The sequence below is a fragment of the Pseudomonas sp. LBUM1645 genome, assembly GCF_059716185.1.
The window spans coordinates 6,086,793-6,100,907 of the sequence record NZ_CP166811.1 but is presented as its reverse complement, the minus strand read 5'-3'; the positions used below and the strand labels follow the sequence as shown (position 1 = coordinate 6,100,907).

The 14,115-nt window shown below is 56.9% G+C and carries 11 protein-coding genes and 1 rRNA gene; 10 read left to right on the top strand and 2 right to left on the bottom strand.

Annotated features, from left to right (window positions below):
• Complete coding sequence (locus ACA079_RS27710; RefSeq protein ID WP_497701633.1) at window positions 1-1,557, bottom strand: bifunctional aminoglycoside phosphotransferase/ATP-binding protein; 1,557 nt, start codon at window positions 1,555-1,557, stop codon at window positions 1-3.
• Between the two features lie 118 nt (window positions 1,558-1,675).
• On the opposite strand from ACA079_RS27710, the gene mrcB reads away from it, so the two are divergent.
• From mrcB to ACA079_RS27695, 3 genes are read left to right on the top strand one after another with little or no spacing between them, the layout of a single operon-like run.
• Window positions 1,676-4,000 (top strand): penicillin-binding protein 1B, encoded by a 2,325-nt coding sequence (mrcB, locus tag ACA079_RS27705; protein WP_497701632.1) that lies wholly within the window; start codon window positions 1,676-1,678, stop codon window positions 3,998-4,000.
• Window positions 4,001-4,016: 16 nt separating this feature from the next.
• On the top strand, window positions 4,017-4,751 hold the full coding sequence (locus ACA079_RS27700) for a tetratricopeptide repeat protein (RefSeq protein WP_497701631.1): 735 nt from the start codon (window positions 4,017-4,019) through the stop codon (window positions 4,749-4,751).
• Window positions 4,751-5,086, top strand: coding sequence for a YqcC family protein (locus tag ACA079_RS27695; protein WP_497701630.1), 336 nt, complete (start codon window positions 4,751-4,753; stop codon window positions 5,084-5,086). The genes ACA079_RS27700 and ACA079_RS27695 overlap by 1 nt, the downstream gene beginning before the upstream one ends.
• Window positions 5,087-5,193: 107 nt before the next feature.
• On the opposite strand, the gene ACA079_RS27690 is transcribed toward ACA079_RS27695, so the two are convergent.
• On the bottom strand, window positions 5,194-5,616 hold the full coding sequence (locus tag ACA079_RS27690; protein WP_497701629.1) for a DUF4124 domain-containing protein: 423 nt from the start codon (window positions 5,614-5,616) through the stop codon (window positions 5,194-5,196).
• Between the two features lie 400 nt (window positions 5,617-6,016).
• On the opposite strand from ACA079_RS27690, the gene ACA079_RS27685 reads away from it, so the two are divergent.
• The 7 genes from ACA079_RS27685 to ACA079_RS27655 all read left to right on the top strand — a co-directional run bounded on the left by ACA079_RS27685 (window position 6,017) and on the right by ACA079_RS27655 (window position 14,083).
• The gene (locus ACA079_RS27685; RefSeq protein ID WP_497701628.1) at window positions 6,017-7,741 is read left to right on the top strand and encodes an acetolactate synthase 3 large subunit; all 1,725 of its coding nucleotides are present in this window, start codon (window positions 6,017-6,019) and stop codon (window positions 7,739-7,741) included.
• 2 nt (window positions 7,742-7,743) lie between these two features.
• A complete protein-coding gene (gene ilvN / locus ACA079_RS27680; RefSeq protein ID WP_003176102.1) occupies window positions 7,744-8,235 on the top strand; it encodes an acetolactate synthase small subunit in 492 nt (163 codons plus the stop codon).
• 48 nt (window positions 8,236-8,283) lie between these two features.
• Window positions 8,284-9,300, top strand: a complete 1,017-nt coding sequence (ilvC, locus tag ACA079_RS27675) for a ketol-acid reductoisomerase (RefSeq protein WP_007948647.1) — start codon at window positions 8,284-8,286, stop codon at window positions 9,298-9,300.
• Between the two features lie 144 nt (window positions 9,301-9,444).
• Window positions 9,445-10,302, top strand: coding sequence for a CDP-diacylglycerol--serine O-phosphatidyltransferase (gene pssA, locus ACA079_RS27670; RefSeq protein WP_056746100.1), 858 nt, complete (start codon window positions 9,445-9,447; stop codon window positions 10,300-10,302).
• Window positions 10,303-10,365: 63 nt separating this feature from the next.
• Complete coding sequence (gene msrP, locus ACA079_RS27665; protein WP_497701627.1) at window positions 10,366-11,379, top strand: protein-methionine-sulfoxide reductase catalytic subunit MsrP; 1,014 nt, start codon at window positions 10,366-10,368, stop codon at window positions 11,377-11,379.
• Window positions 11,379-11,999, top strand: coding sequence for a protein-methionine-sulfoxide reductase heme-binding subunit MsrQ (msrQ, locus tag ACA079_RS27660; RefSeq protein ID WP_497701626.1), 621 nt, complete (start codon window positions 11,379-11,381; stop codon window positions 11,997-11,999). The genes msrP and msrQ overlap by 1 nt, the downstream gene beginning before the upstream one ends.
• 545 nt (window positions 12,000-12,544) lie before the next feature.
• Window positions 12,545-14,083 (top strand): 16S ribosomal RNA (locus ACA079_RS27655).
• Window positions 14,084-14,115: the final 32 nt, after the last annotated feature.

Below are 14,115 nucleotides of genomic sequence, written 5' to 3'. Positions count from 1 at the left end.
TTACAGACCCGGCAGGCGCTGGCGAATCTGTGCAACGACTGTATCGAGGGTTCCACTTTCATTGGTCTGAACGCGTTTGCTGCAGAGAATCTCTTCAGGCGTCAGGGCTTCACGAGTGGCTTGCTGGGCTTCGATAACCGCCAGGTTGGCGTCGGACGGGTCCTTTTTGTCTGCCTGACGCAGGGCCAGCCAGCTCTCGATCACCGCTTGCGGCGCATTGCAATCGAGGATCAGGAATGGCGCGCCGGTGGCTTCGGCGATTTTCGCTGCGCCGTCACGTTGGTCGCGCTTGAGGTACGTCGCATCGACTACCACCGGGAAACCAGCACGCAGGATCACCGCGGCAATTTCATGCAGGCGGGTGTAAGTGGCGGCGCTGGCATCGGCGCTGTAGATGCCGGCCTGCGGGTCGTTTGGCACGGTTTGCTCGCCGAACAGACGTTTGCGCTCTACATCGGAACGCAGGCGAATGGCGCCCAATGCTTCCACCAGACGCATGGCCACGTGGCTCTTGCCGACGGCAGAAACACCGTGGGTGATGGCCATGAAGCGCGAAGGAATGGTGCTGTAGCTTTCCGCCAGGTTGGCGTAGTTGCGGTACTGACGCAGGGTGGTGGCGCGCTGCACCGGGTCGGCCTCGGCCGGCATGCTGAACAGGCTGACTTTGGCGCGAACCAGTGCTCGGTAGGCTTTATAGAAGTTCAGCAACTCAAGGCCCTGGTAATCGCCGGTCAGTTCCAGGTATTGGCTGATGAAGCGGCGCGCCAGACTCTTCAAGCCACGGTCTTCCAGGTCCATCGCCAGGAAGCCGGTGTCGGCGTAAACGTCGGTGAAGCGGAACGGTTCGTTGAACTCGATGCAGTCGAAGATCACGACCTTGCCGTCGATCACGGTGGCGTTGCCCAGGTGGATGTCACCGTGGCATTCGCGGATGAAGCCGTCGGCCTTGCGCTGGGCGAACAGTGGCTTGAGGCGTTCGAAGCTGCTTTCGGCCCAGGCTTGCAGCGCATCCAGTTGCAGCAGATCGGCCTTGTCGCTGAGGAAGGGGCGGATCTGTTCGAAGTTCTGGCGTACCGGTGCCATCACGCTGTCCGGCGTGCCGGCTTCGTGTTCGGCAGGCACTTTCGGCGCGCTGAGGTGGAATTGGGCGATCTGCGTGGCCATCTCGTCGATGTGCGCGGTGGTCAATTCGCCGTTGGCTTGCAGCGTGCTGAGCAGCTGGCTCTGTGGGAATTGACGCATTTTCAGTGCGTAATCGACGACCGGACCCTCGCCACCCAGTTGTGGGGCTTCGGCGCTACCGGTGATTGGCAACACTTCGAGGTACAAATCGTTGGTCAGGCGCTGGTTAAGACGCAGCTCTTCCCCGCAAAAATGCTTGCGAGCATCGAGGTTGGTGAAGTCCAGGAAGCCGAAATTCACTGGTTTCTTCACTTTATAAGCAAAGGGGCCGGTGAGGATTACCCAGGAAATATGGGTTTCGATGACCTGGAACCCGTCTACGGGATGCGGGTAGAGGGCCGGGTTTTGCAGGGCAGCGATCAGGGACTGGCTCACAGGCGATCCTTCAGAGTCTGGGGAAAATTCACGGCCGTCATTATGGCCGCAAGTCCGTCTGACGCAAACCTCGGAGGGCTCCTGTTGAGTATGAATAAAGTGCGTATAATCCGCCGCCATGACTCGTACTCGATCCCCCCGCACCCCAAAAAAACCACCTTCCAAGGGCTTGCGCCCCTGGCTGGGCTGGGCCCTTAAACTCAGTCTGGTCGGCCTTGTGGTGCTGGCCGGGTTCGCGGTTTACCTCGACGCGATCGTCCAGGAGAAGTTCTCCGGCAAACGCTGGACCATCCCGGCCAAGGTGTACGCGCGCCCGCTGGAGCTGTTCGTCGGACAAAAGCTCAGCAAGGACGATTTTCTGACCGAGCTCGATGCCTTGGGCTATCGACGTGAAAGCGTGAGCAATGGACCCGGCGCGGCGGCGGTCAGCGGCAATACCGTCGACTTGAATACCCGTGGCTTCCAGTTCTATGAAGGCATGGAGCAAGCGCAACCAGTCCGGGTGCGTTTCTCTGGCGACTACGTGGCCGAACTTTCGGCGACCAACGGTTCGAAACTCTCTGTGGTGCGGTTGGAACCGCTACTGATTGGCGGGATTTACCCGAAAAATCTCGAAGATCGCATTTTGATCAAAATTGATCAGGTCCCGCCGTATTTGTTGGAAACTCTGGTCGCTGTGGAAGACCGGGATTTCTACAGTCACTGGGGCGTGTCGCCCAAGTCGATTGCCCGAGCCATCTATGTCAACACCTCTGGCGGCAAGATGACCCAGGGCGGCAGTACGCTGACGCAACAGTTGGTCAAGAACTTCTACCTGACCAGCGAACGCAGCCTGTCCCGTAAACTCACCGAAGCCATGATGGCGATGTTGCTTGAGCTGCATTACGACAAACGAGAAATTCTTGAGGCTTACCTCAATGAAGTGTTCGTCGGTCAGGATGGGCAGCGCGCGGTGCACGGTTTCGGCTTGGCAAGCCAGTTTTTCTTCGCCCAGCCGTTGTCTGAACTGAAGCTGCATCAAGTCGCGATGCTGGTGGGCATGGTCAAGGGGCCGTCCTATTACAACCCTCGTCGCAACCCTGAACGGGCGCTTGAACGGCGCAATCTCGTGCTCGATGTACTTGAGCAACAAGGTGTTGCCACCGCCGATCAGGTTGCTGCTGCGAAGAAAATGCCACTGGGTGTGACGACTCGCGGCAAGCTGGCAGACAGCTCGTTCCCCGGCTTCCTCGACCTGGTCAAGCGTCAGTTGCGCGAAGACTATCGCGACGAAGACTTGACCGAAGAAGGTCTGCGGATCTTCACCAGTTTCGACCCGATCCTGCAGATGAAAGCCGAGGCGTCGGTCAACGACACCTTCAAGAGACTCTCCGGGCGCAAGGGTTCCGATGAGGTTGAAGCGGCCATGGTCGTGACCAACCCGGAAACCGGTGAAGTCCAGGCCATGATTGGCAGTCGCCAGGCGAGTTTTGCCGGCTTCAACCGTGCGCTGGATGCTGTACGACCGATCGGCTCTTTGATCAAACCGGCGGTTTATCTGACAGCCCTTGAGAAGCCGAGCCAGTACACCTTGACCAGTTGGCTGTCGGACGATTCCTTCTCGGTCAAAGGCGCGGACGGTCAAGTCTGGAAACCGCAGAACTACGATCGCCGTTCCCATGGCACCGTATTCCTGTATCAGGGCTTGGCGCATTCCTACAACCTGTCGACTGCGCGTCTCGGGTTGGCGGTGGGCGTGCCCAATGTCCTGAAGACCCTGGCGCGTCTCGGCGTGACTCGCGAATTCCCGGCGTTCCCGTCGATGTTGCTGGGCGCTGGCGGTCTGACCCCGATCGAAGTGGCGACCATGTACCAGACCCTGGCCAACGGTGGTTTCAATACGCCGATGCGCGGGATCCGTAGCGTATTGACCGCTGAAGGCGAACCGCTCAAGCGTTATCCATTCCAGATTCAGCAGCGTTTCGATCCGGCCTCCATTTACCTGATCCAGAGCGCCATGCAGCGGGTCATGCGTGAAGGTACCGGCAGTTCGGTTTACAACGTGTTGCCGAAAACTCTGACGCTGGCCGGCAAGACCGGTACCAGTAACGATTCGCGGGACAGCTGGTTCGCCGGTTTCAGTCAGGACCTGCTGGCAGTGGTCTGGCTGGGACGCGATGACAACGGCAAGACTCCGTTCACCGGTGCCACCGGTGCGCTGCAGGTCTGGACCAGTTTCATGCGCAAGGCCGATCCGTTGCCGCTGGACATGCCGCAGCCAGACAACATTGTTCAGGCCTGGGTCGATTCGCGTACCGGACAAGGCTCTGATGCCAACTGCCCAGGTGCGGTGCAGATGCCGTATATTCGCGGCAGCGAACCGCCTCCCGGCGCCGCTTGCGGTGGCGAAAGCCCTGTTTCCGGCGAAACGGTGATGGATTGGGTCAAGGGCTGGATGAATTAAGCAAAGAGGGTTTCAAGTGAACAAGTGGTTGATTCCAGCGGTTACCGCCGTGGCTTTGCTCAGCGGTTGCTCCTCCGTACAACGCGGTTCGATTCCGGTTGTGGATTCCGGTAGCGCCGTTTCGAACAGTGAACGGGTTTCGGCGAATGGCGGTTTCCGTCAGACGACGACTAAACGTCCTGCGCAAGCCCAGACTCAGGCAATCCCGCAAGGTGATACCGGCGTCGTCGTGATGGTGCCAGGTGGTGGCGCAGTGACGTCGGCACCGATCAGCACTGCGCCGATCACGCCAGGCCCGATTACCCCGGGGCCGATCGATACCGCGCCGGTCCAGTCGGCACCGGTCAATCAGGGCAGCTACAGCATGCCGTCGACGCCGAGCGGGATTCCTTCGGCGAACTCCGGTGGCTTGTCTGCCGACGAGCAATTGGACGGTCCGGTTCTGGCCTTGCTGACCACCGCTCAGCAGCAACAGGCGAGCGGTGATCTCAACGGTGCTTCTTCCAGCCTCGAGCGCGCCCAGCGTGTTGCGCCGCGTGAGCCACAAGTGCTTTATCGTCTGGCTCAGGTGCGTATGGCTCAAGGCGATGCGCCACAAGCCGAGCAGTTTGCTCGTCGTGGCCTGACCTTCGCCAACGGTCGTCCGGCACTTCAGGCTAGTCTGTGGCAATTGATCGCTCAGGCGCGCGAGAAACAGGGTGACTCTGCTGGCGCATCATTGGCCCGTCAGAAGGCCAAGGTATCGCTGTGATGGATGCACGCTTTCCGAAGATTGCCGAACAGCTGCTGTTGATCGAGCGCGAGCTGCGGGTTCAGGGTTGGTGGGACGAGGTCTCGCCCTCCGCCGAAGCGCTTTCCAGTGTCGAACCATTCTCGGTCGATACGCTGGATTTCGAGCAGTGGCTGCAATGGATCTTCCTTCCGCGGATGAAGGTGATCCTCGAGCAGGATCTGCCCTTGCCAAACGCTTCGGGAATTCAGGAGATGGCCGAAATGGTCTTCGCTGCCCGTAATGTTCACGGCAAGGATCGGCAACTGCAGGTGCTGCTCAAAGAGTTTGATCTACTGATCACCGCCTCTCGCTGAATCCGATCTTGTGTAGGAGCCGAGCTTGCTCGCGATTGCAGGCGCCGCGGTGTACCAGGTACACCGCGTCATCGTTCATCGCGAGCAAGCTCGGCTCCTACAGGTGTCTACTGGCAGTTATCCGCAATCTGTTTCTGTGCTTCGCTAATGCGCTCCTGCCGCTGCTGGTCGGTCAGGCGGCGCGTCTCACCTTCGACTTCCTCCCGTATTCGCGGATTGTTCTGCAACTGAGCCAGGTTCGTCCGCGCCTGTTCGCAGAATACCTTTAGCTCGGCTTGCTGCTCGGCCACCTGCTTTTTCACTTTATTGTCGATGGCCTGTTGGTCACCAATGGTGCCGCTGCGTGGCGACGGGGGCTGGTTGCTTGCAGGCGAGGAGGGCGTGACCACGGTGGTGGCTTCCCGGCCTTGGGGCGGCTGGGCGTCGAAGTGGGTAACGCCCTGAGCGTCGACCCATTTATAGATCTGAGCGGCCATGCACAAAGGGCTGATGCCAATCAGCAGGCTGGCGGTCAGGAAAAACGTTCGCATGCCATTTCCTTGTATTGGGTTGCGCAATTGAAGCTAACACAGTTGCTGTTTAGCGGTTTTTTCTTGCTTTCTCATGTGCTTAGTTCAATAAAGCACATAGACGACTTGACTTGGAGAGGACGAAACAGAAGAATCCAAAGTCCGCTGTAGAGGGACTGCCAGAAGCAGGCCCGCTCAGCAGATCATGAGGCGCACATCCGCGCCGACCTGTTACACCCGCAACGCGTTACCTCGCGCTGGGTGGGAAAAGCCCGCAACACTTGGGACGATCCCAATACTTGCTCAGTCAGTGCTGACGTAGTCGGCGACCACCGTCGCTCATGCTCTGCTGAGAAGTAAACCTATTAAGACCCGTCCCCTTTTATGTGGGCGGTATTCTGGCGTTTTAGAGGTGAACAACGTGGAGCTTTTATCTGGCGGTGAGATGCTCGTCCGCTTTTTGCGTGACGAAGGCGTCAAATATATCTACGGGTACCCGGGTGGTGCTCTTCTTCATGTCTACGATGCCCTGTTCAAAGAACCGGAAGTGACCCACATTCTGGTTCGTCACGAACAGGCTGCGACCCATATGGCTGACGGCTATGCCCGTGCCACCGGTAAAGCCGGTGTGGTACTGGTGACCTCCGGCCCGGGCGCAACCAACGCCATTACCGGTATTGCCACGGCCTACATGGACTCCATTCCGATGGTGGTCATTTCCGGCCAGGTGCCTAGCACCATGGTAGGCACCGATGCGTTCCAGGAAACCGACATGATCGGTATCTCCCGGCCGATCGTGAAGCACAGCTTCATGATCAAGCACGCGTCGGAAATCCCGGAAGTCATGAAGAAAGCGTTCTACCTCGCGCAATCCGGTCGTCCTGGTCCGGTCGTTGTCGATATCCCGAAAGACATGACCAACCCGGCCGAGAAGTTCGAATACATCTTCCCGAAAAAAGCCAAGCTGCGTTCCTACAGCCCGGCCGTTCGCGGTCACTCCGGGCAAATCCGCAAGGCGGCAGAAATGCTCCTGGCGGCCAAGCGTCCTGTGATGTACGCAGGCGGCGGCGTGATTCTCGGTGGCGGCTCCGCGCCGCTGACCGAGCTGGCGAAGATGCTCAACCTGCCAGTGACCAATACCCTGATGGGGCTGGGTGCCTACCCTGGCACCGACCGTCAGTTCATCGGTATGCTCGGCATGCACGGCAGCTACACCGCTAACCTGGCGATGCACCATGCCGACGTGATCCTTGCAGTCGGCGCTCGTTTCGATGACCGCGTGATCAACGGCCCGGCCAAGTTCTGCCCGAATGCCAAGATCATTCACATCGACATCGACCCGGCTTCGATTTCCAAGACCATCAAGGCCGACGTTCCTATCGTCGGTCCGGTCGAGAGTGTCCTGACCGAGATGGTCGCGATCCTCAAGGAAATCGGCGAGACCCCGAACAAGGAGTCTGTTGCCAGCTGGTGGAAGCAAGTTGATGAGTGGCGCGGTGACCGCGGCCTGTTCCCTTACGACAAGGGCGACGGCAGCGTCATCAAGCCGCAAACCGTGATCGAAACCCTGTGCGAAGTCACCAAGGGCGATGCCTTTGTGGCCTCCGACGTGGGTCAGCACCAAATGTTTGCGGCGCAGTACTACACGTTCAACAAGCCGAACCGCTGGATCAACTCTGGTGGCCTGGGCACCATGGGCTTCGGTTTTCCGGCGGCCATGGGCATCAAGCTGAGCTTCCCGGATGACGACGTCGTCTGCGTCACGGGCGAGGGCAGTATCCAGATGAACATTCAGGAACTGTCCACCTGTCTGCAATATGGCTTGCCGGTGAAAATCGTCATCCTGAACAACGGTGTTCTGGGTATGGTTCGCCAGTGGCAAGACATGAGCTATGGCAGCCGTCACTCGCATTCCTACATGGAGTCGCTGCCTGACTTCGTCAAGTTGGCGGAGGCCTATGGTCACGTCGGCGTGCGCATCACCGACTCGAAAGATTTGAAGTCGAAGATGGAGGAAGCGTTTGCCATGAAAGATCGCCTGGTGGTGCTCGATATTTCGGTCGACACCAGCGAGCACGTCTACCCGATGCAGATCAAAGACGGCTCCATGCGCGATATGTGGCTGAGCAAGACGGAGCGTACTTAATCATGCGGCACATTATTTCCTTGCTTCTGGAAAACGAACCGGGCGCTCTGTCTCGTGTAGTCGGCCTGTTCTCGCAGCGCAACTACAACATCGAAAGCCTGACCGTGGCACCTACCGAAGACCCGACCCTGTCGCGTCTGACGCTGACCACGGTTGGCCACGATGAAGTTATCGAGCAGATCACCAAGAACCTGAACAAGTTGATCGAAGTGGTCAAACTGGTTGACCTGTCGGAGAGTGCTCACATCGAGCGCGAACTGATGCTGGTCAAGGTCAAGGCCACCGGTGCCCAGCGCGCCGAGATCAAACGCACTACCGATATTTATCGTGGGCAGATCGTTGACGTCAGCGCTAGCGTGTATACCGTTCAATTGACCGGTACCAGCGATAAGCTCGACAGCTTCATTCAGTCCATTGGCACCGCCTCGATTCTGGAAACCGTCCGCAGCGGCGTAACCGGTATTGCCCGCGGCGACAAAGTACTCAGCATCTAAACCAAATTAGCGAATGGCCTGAACGGCCTGGATATATAGGGGAATTTCATGAAAGTTTATTACGAAAAAGACTGCGACCTGTCGATCATCCAGGGCAAGAAAGTTGCCATCATCGGTTACGGTTCCCAGGGCCACGCTCAAGCGTGCAACCTGAAAGACTCCGGCGTTGACGTTACTGTTGGTCTGCGTAAAGGTTCGGCGACTGTTGCCAAAGCCGAAGCTCACGGCCTGAAAGTGACCGACGTTGCTTCCGCTGTTGCGGCTGCCGACCTGGTCATGATCCTGACCCCGGACGAGTTCCAGTCCGCTCTGTACAAGAACGAAATCGAGCCGAACATCAAGAAAGGCGCCACCCTGGCCTTCTCCCACGGCTTCGCGATCCACTACAACCAGGTTGTTCCGCGCGCTGACCTCGACGTGATCATGATCGCGCCGAAAGCTCCGGGCCACACCGTGCGTTCCGAGTTCGTCAAAGGCGGCGGTATCCCTGACCTGATCGCTATCTATCAGGATGCTTCCGGCAACGCCAAAAACGTTGCATTGTCCTACGCTGCTGGCGTTGGTGGCGGTCGTACCGGCATCATCGAAACCACCTTCAAGGACGAGACTGAAACCGACCTGTTCGGCGAGCAAGCCGTTCTGTGCGGCGGTACCGTTGAACTGGTTAAAGCCGGTTTCGAAACCCTGGTTGAAGCTGGCTACGCGCCGGAAATGGCCTACTTCGAATGCCTGCACGAACTGAAACTGATCGTTGACCTCATGTACGAAGGCGGTATCGCCAACATGAACTATTCGATCTCCAACAACGCTGAGTACGGCGAGTACGTGACCGGTCCGGAAGTGATCAACGCCGAATCCCGTCAGGCTATGCGCAACGCCCTGAAACGTATTCAGGACGGCGAATACGCCAAGATGTTCATCAGCGAAGGCGCTACCGGCTATCCTTCGATGACCGCCAAGCGTCGTAACAATGCCGCTCACGGTATCGAAATCATCGGCGAGCAACTGCGCTCCATGATGCCGTGGATCGGTGCCAACAAGATCGTCGACAAAGCTAAAAACTAAGTCGCGCACTTGTACGAAAAACGCGGCCTAGGCCGCGTTTTTTCGTTTGGGTGGCCGGTTCTGGTATAAAGCTGCATCGTTTGCGGCCGAACCGTCGTCCCAGACACCTGTCCAAACTTTCCACCCCGTTGCAAGGTAATGTCCATGAGCGAACGTCCCGAAGAGCCAAACCAGGCTTCTGACGCCGAAAGCCTGCTGCCCATCGATGAACACATCGAGGAAGGGCATGACGCTGAAGGTCGTAAAGTCCGGCATCGTGGTATCTATCTTCTGCCGAATCTGTTCACCACTGCGAATCTGTTCGCAGGGTTTTATTCCATCATCAACTCGATGAGCGCCCAGAGCGCCTTGAGTGCCGGTGATTCGATTGGTGCGAGCAAGTATTTTGCTTTTGCAGCGATCGCGATTTTTGTCGCGATGGTGCTCGATGGCCTCGATGGTCGCGTTGCCCGTATGACCAATACCCAGAGCGCCTTCGGTGCCGAGTACGACTCGCTGTCCGACATGGTCGCCTTTGGTGTCGCGCCGGCATTGTTGGCATTCGGTTGGGCCTTGGGCGACATGGGTAAGGTCGGCTGGATGGTTGCCTTCATTTATGTAGCTGGTGCGGCGTTGCGTCTGGCACGTTTCAATACCCAGGTCGGCACTGCGGACAAGCGCTACTTCATTGGTCTGGCCAGTCCGGCTGCTGCTGGTGTGGTTGCAGGCATTGTCTGGGCGTTCAGTGATTACGGCATTCAGGGCTCGAAGATGTCCTTCCTGGTTGCGCTGATGGTCGCGGCTGCCGGCATGCTGATGGTCAGTAACATCAAGTACAACAGCTTCAAAGAGCTGGATTTGAAAGGGCGCGTACCTTTCGTGGCGATTCTGGCCGTGGTGTTGGTGTTTGCCGTGGTTTTCAGTGATCCGCCGCGCATCCTGCTGCTGGTTTTCCTTGCCTATGCGGCTTCTGGTCCGGTGCAGTACCTGTTGCGTCTTCGTCGGCACAAAAACGCCGAGTGATGTAATTTCCCTCATACTCCGCAGTCTATTGGTGCATCTGTTCTCCAATGCTGCGGAGTTGCCATGCTGATCAAAGTCTCCAAAGCGTCTGACTGTCATGAGTCGGACGTCACGCCTGAGTCCTTCTATCTATCTCGTCGCAATGTTCTTGGCGCCGCTGTTGCCGGTTTGGCCGTGAGCAGCCTGCCGCGTTGGGCTTCTGCTGGTGATGCTGCGCGTTATGCGGATGTTGAGCCTGGCAAGGCGCCTTCCTGGTTTGCCGAAAAACTTCCTTCTACCAAATGGGGCGCAGTCAACGTCAAGGATGAGGCGATCACGCCATTCAAGGACGCGACCCATTACAACAACTTCTACGAGTTCGGCACCGATAAAGGTGATCCAGCCGCCAACGCCGGCGCGCTGAAAACCGAGCCTTGGAGCGTGGTAATAGATGGGGAGGTGGGCAAGCCGGGGCGGTATGCACTGGAAGACTTCATGAAGCCTTATCAGTTGGAGGAGCGCATCTACCGTCTTCGCTGTGTAGAGGCTTGGTCGATGGTCATTCCATGGATCGGATTTCCCATCTCGGCCCTGCTCAAGGAAGTCGAGCTGACCTCCAAAGCCAAATTCATTCGCTTCGAAACCCTGGAAGACCCCAAGAGCATGCCCGGGCAGCGCTCCGGTTTTGCCTTGATCGATTGGCCATATGTGGAAGGGCTGCGCCTGGATGAGGCGATGAACCCGTTGGCGATTCTTGCCGTGGGTATGTACGGGCGGGAGTTGCCGAATCAGAACGGCGCGCCTCTGCGGTTGGTGGTCCCGTGGAAGTACGGCTTCAAGAGCATCAAATCTATCGTGCGGATCAGTCTGGTGAGTGAACAGCCTAAAACCACCTGGCAGAGCATTGCCTCGGATGAGTATGGTTTTTATGCGAACGTGAATCCTGCGGTCGACCATCCGCGTTGGACTCAGGCGCGCGAACGGCGTTTGCCGAGTGGATTGTTCAAGCCCAATGTGCGGGATACGCAGATGTTCAATGGCTACTCGGATGAAGTCGCCTCCTTATATGCAGGGCTCGATTTGCGGAAGAACTACTGATGCGATTTCCGTTTTGGCGAATTGGCGTCTTTATAGCTGCTGCGGTCTGGCCGCTGCTTTGGTTGTATCAGGCCTGGGAGGATGTGCTGGGGCCTGATCCGGGCAAGGTGCTGGTTGACCGGTTGGGGCTGGGAACGCTTGTCCTGCTACTCATTACTTTAAGCATGACTCCTGTGCAGAAGCTTACCGGTTGGGCGGGGTGGGTTGCTGTCCGGCGGCAACTGGGGTTGTGGTGCTTCGCTTATGTGGTTTTGCATTTGAGTGGGTATACGGCGTTCATCCTCGGCTTTGATTGGTCGCAGTTGGGTGTCGAGTTGCGCAAGCGGCCGTACATTATTGTCGGAGCGCTGGGGTTTCTGTGTTTACTGGCCTTGGCGGTGACCTCAAATCGCTATAGTCAGCGACGTTTGGGTTCTCGCTGGAAGACATTGCATCGTCTTGCCTATGTGGTTCTCGGGCTTGGATTGCTGCATATGTTGTGGATCGTGCGTGCTGATCTTAAGGAGTGGGCGGTTTACGCCTCTATAGGTGCATTGCTATTAGTGTTGCGACTGCCGCCCGTAACCCGCCGAATCCCGCGTTTAATTGCTAAAAAGGCACCTTCTGCACGGAAAGCGTAATTAAGGGTTGACGGCAGATTCTGGAAGTCTATAATTCGCCCCACTTCCGGCGCAGTCGAAACGGAAAACTCCTTGGTAAACAATGAGTTACGCAGTTTTCGGCAGCGAGTTGCTTCAGGTCATCGAAGCCCAGAAGGAGTTGATTGAGCGGGGTTGTTTGGCTCGATTGACGATTCGATCTTCTCGGTCGAAAGCGGTGTTAAAAGAGGTGTTGACAGCAGCGAGTAACGCTGTAGAATTCGCCTCCCGCTAACGAGAGATCGCAAGCGCAAGTGGTTGAAGTTGCAAAGGAAACTTTGAAAACTTCGGAAAATAACCGCTTGACAGCAACAGAGGCTGCTGTAGAATGCGCGCCTCGGTTGAGACGAAAGATCTTAACCAACCGCTCTTTAACAACTGAATCAAGCAATTCGTGTGGGTGCTTGTGGAGTCAGACTGATAGTCAACAAGATTATCAGCATCACAAGTTACTCCGCGAGAAATCAAAGATGTAACCAACGATTGCTGAGCCAAGTTTAGGGTTTCTTAAAAACCCAAAGATGTTTGAACTGAAGAGTTTGATCATGGCTCAGATTGAACGCTGGCGGCAGGCCTAACACATGCAAGTCGAGCGGCAGCACGGGTACTTGTACCTGGTGGCGAGCGGCGGACGGGTGAGTAATGCCTAGGAATCTGCCTGGTAGTGGGGGATAACGCTCGGAAACGGACGCTAATACCGCATACGTCCTACGGGAGAAAGCAGGGGACCTTCGGGCCTTGCGCTATCAGATGAGCCTAGGTCGGATTAGCTAGTTGGTGAGGTAATGGCTCACCAAGGCGACGATCCGTAACTGGTCTGAGAGGATGATCAGTCACACTGGAACTGAGACACGGTCCAGACTCCTACGGGAGGCAGCAGTGGGGAATATTGGACAATGGGCGAAAGCCTGATCCAGCCATGCCGCGTGTGTGAAGAAGGTCTTCGGATTGTAAAGCACTTTAAGTTGGGAGGAAGGGCATTAACCTAATACGTTGGTGTCTTGACGTTACCGACAGAATAAGCACCGGCTAACTCTGTGCCAGCAGCCGCGGTAATACAGAGGGTGCAAGCGTTAATCGGAATTACTGGGCGTAAAGCGCGCGTAGGTGGTTTGTTAAGTTGGATGTGAAATCCCCGGGCTCAACCTGGGAACTGCATTCAAAACTGACAAGCTAGAGTATGGTAGAGGGTGGTGGAATTTCCTGTGTAGCGGTGAAATGCGTAGATATAGGAAGGAACACCAGTGGCGAAGGCGACCACCTGGACTGATACTGACACTGAGGTGCGAAAGCGTGGGGAGCAAACAGGATTAGATACCCTGGTAGTCCACGCCGTAAACGATGTCAACTAGCCGTTGGGAGCCTTGAGCTCTTAGTGGCGCAGCTAACGCATTAAGTTGACCGCCTGGGGAGTACGGCCGCAAGGTTAAAACTCAAATGAATTGACGGGGGCCCGCACAAGCGGTGGAGCATGTGGTTTAATTCGAAGCAACGCGAAGAACCTTACCAGGCCTTGACATCCAATGAACTTTCCAGAGATGGATTGGTGCCTTCGGGAACATTGAGACAGGTGCTGCATGGCTGTCGTCAGCTCGTGTCGTGAGATGTTGGGTTAAGTCCCGTAACGAGCGCAACCCTTGTCCTTAGTTACCAGCACGTAATGGTGGGCACTCTAAGGAGACTGCCGGTGACAAACCGGAGGAAGGTGGGGATGACGTCAAGTCATCATGGCCCTTACGGCCTGGGCTACACACGTGCTACAATGGTCGGTACAGAGGGTTGCCAAGCCGCGAGGTGGAGCTAATCCCAGAAAACCGATCGTAGTCCGGATCGCAGTCTGCAACTCGACTGCGTGAAGTCGGAATCGCTAGTAATCGCGAATCAGAATGTCGCGGTGAATACGTTCCCGGGCCTTGTACACACCGCCCGTCACACCATGGGAGTGGGTTGCACCAGAAGTAGCTAGTCTAACCTTCGGGAGGACGGTTACCACGGTGTGATTCATGACTGGGGTGAAGTCGTAACAAGGTAGCCGTAGGGGAACCTGCGGCTGGATCACCTCCTTAATCGACGACATCAGCTGCTCCATAAGCTCCCA

Excerpts from the sequence above, each read along its gene's own strand:
- mrcB (WP_497701632.1), top strand. The coding sequence starts at position 1,676 with ATGACTCGTACTCGATCCCCCCGCACCCCAAAAAAACCACCTTCCAAG.
- ACA079_RS27695 (WP_497701630.1), top strand. The coding sequence starts at position 4,751 with ATGGATGCACGCTTTCCGAAGATTGCCGAACAGCTGCTGTTGATCGAG.
- ACA079_RS27690 (WP_497701629.1), bottom strand. The coding sequence starts at position 5,616 with ATGCGAACGTTTTTCCTGACCGCCAGCCTGCTGATTGGCATCAGCCCT.
- ilvN (WP_003176102.1), top strand. The coding sequence starts at position 7,744 with ATGCGGCACATTATTTCCTTGCTTCTGGAAAACGAACCGGGCGCTCTG.
- ilvC (WP_007948647.1), top strand. The coding sequence starts at position 8,284 with ATGAAAGTTTATTACGAAAAAGACTGCGACCTGTCGATCATCCAGGGC.
- pssA (WP_056746100.1), top strand. The coding sequence starts at position 9,445 with ATGAGCGAACGTCCCGAAGAGCCAAACCAGGCTTCTGACGCCGAAAGC.
- msrP (WP_497701627.1), top strand. The coding sequence starts at position 10,366 with ATGCTGATCAAAGTCTCCAAAGCGTCTGACTGTCATGAGTCGGACGTC.
- msrQ (WP_497701626.1), top strand. The coding sequence starts at position 11,379 with ATGCGATTTCCGTTTTGGCGAATTGGCGTCTTTATAGCTGCTGCGGTC.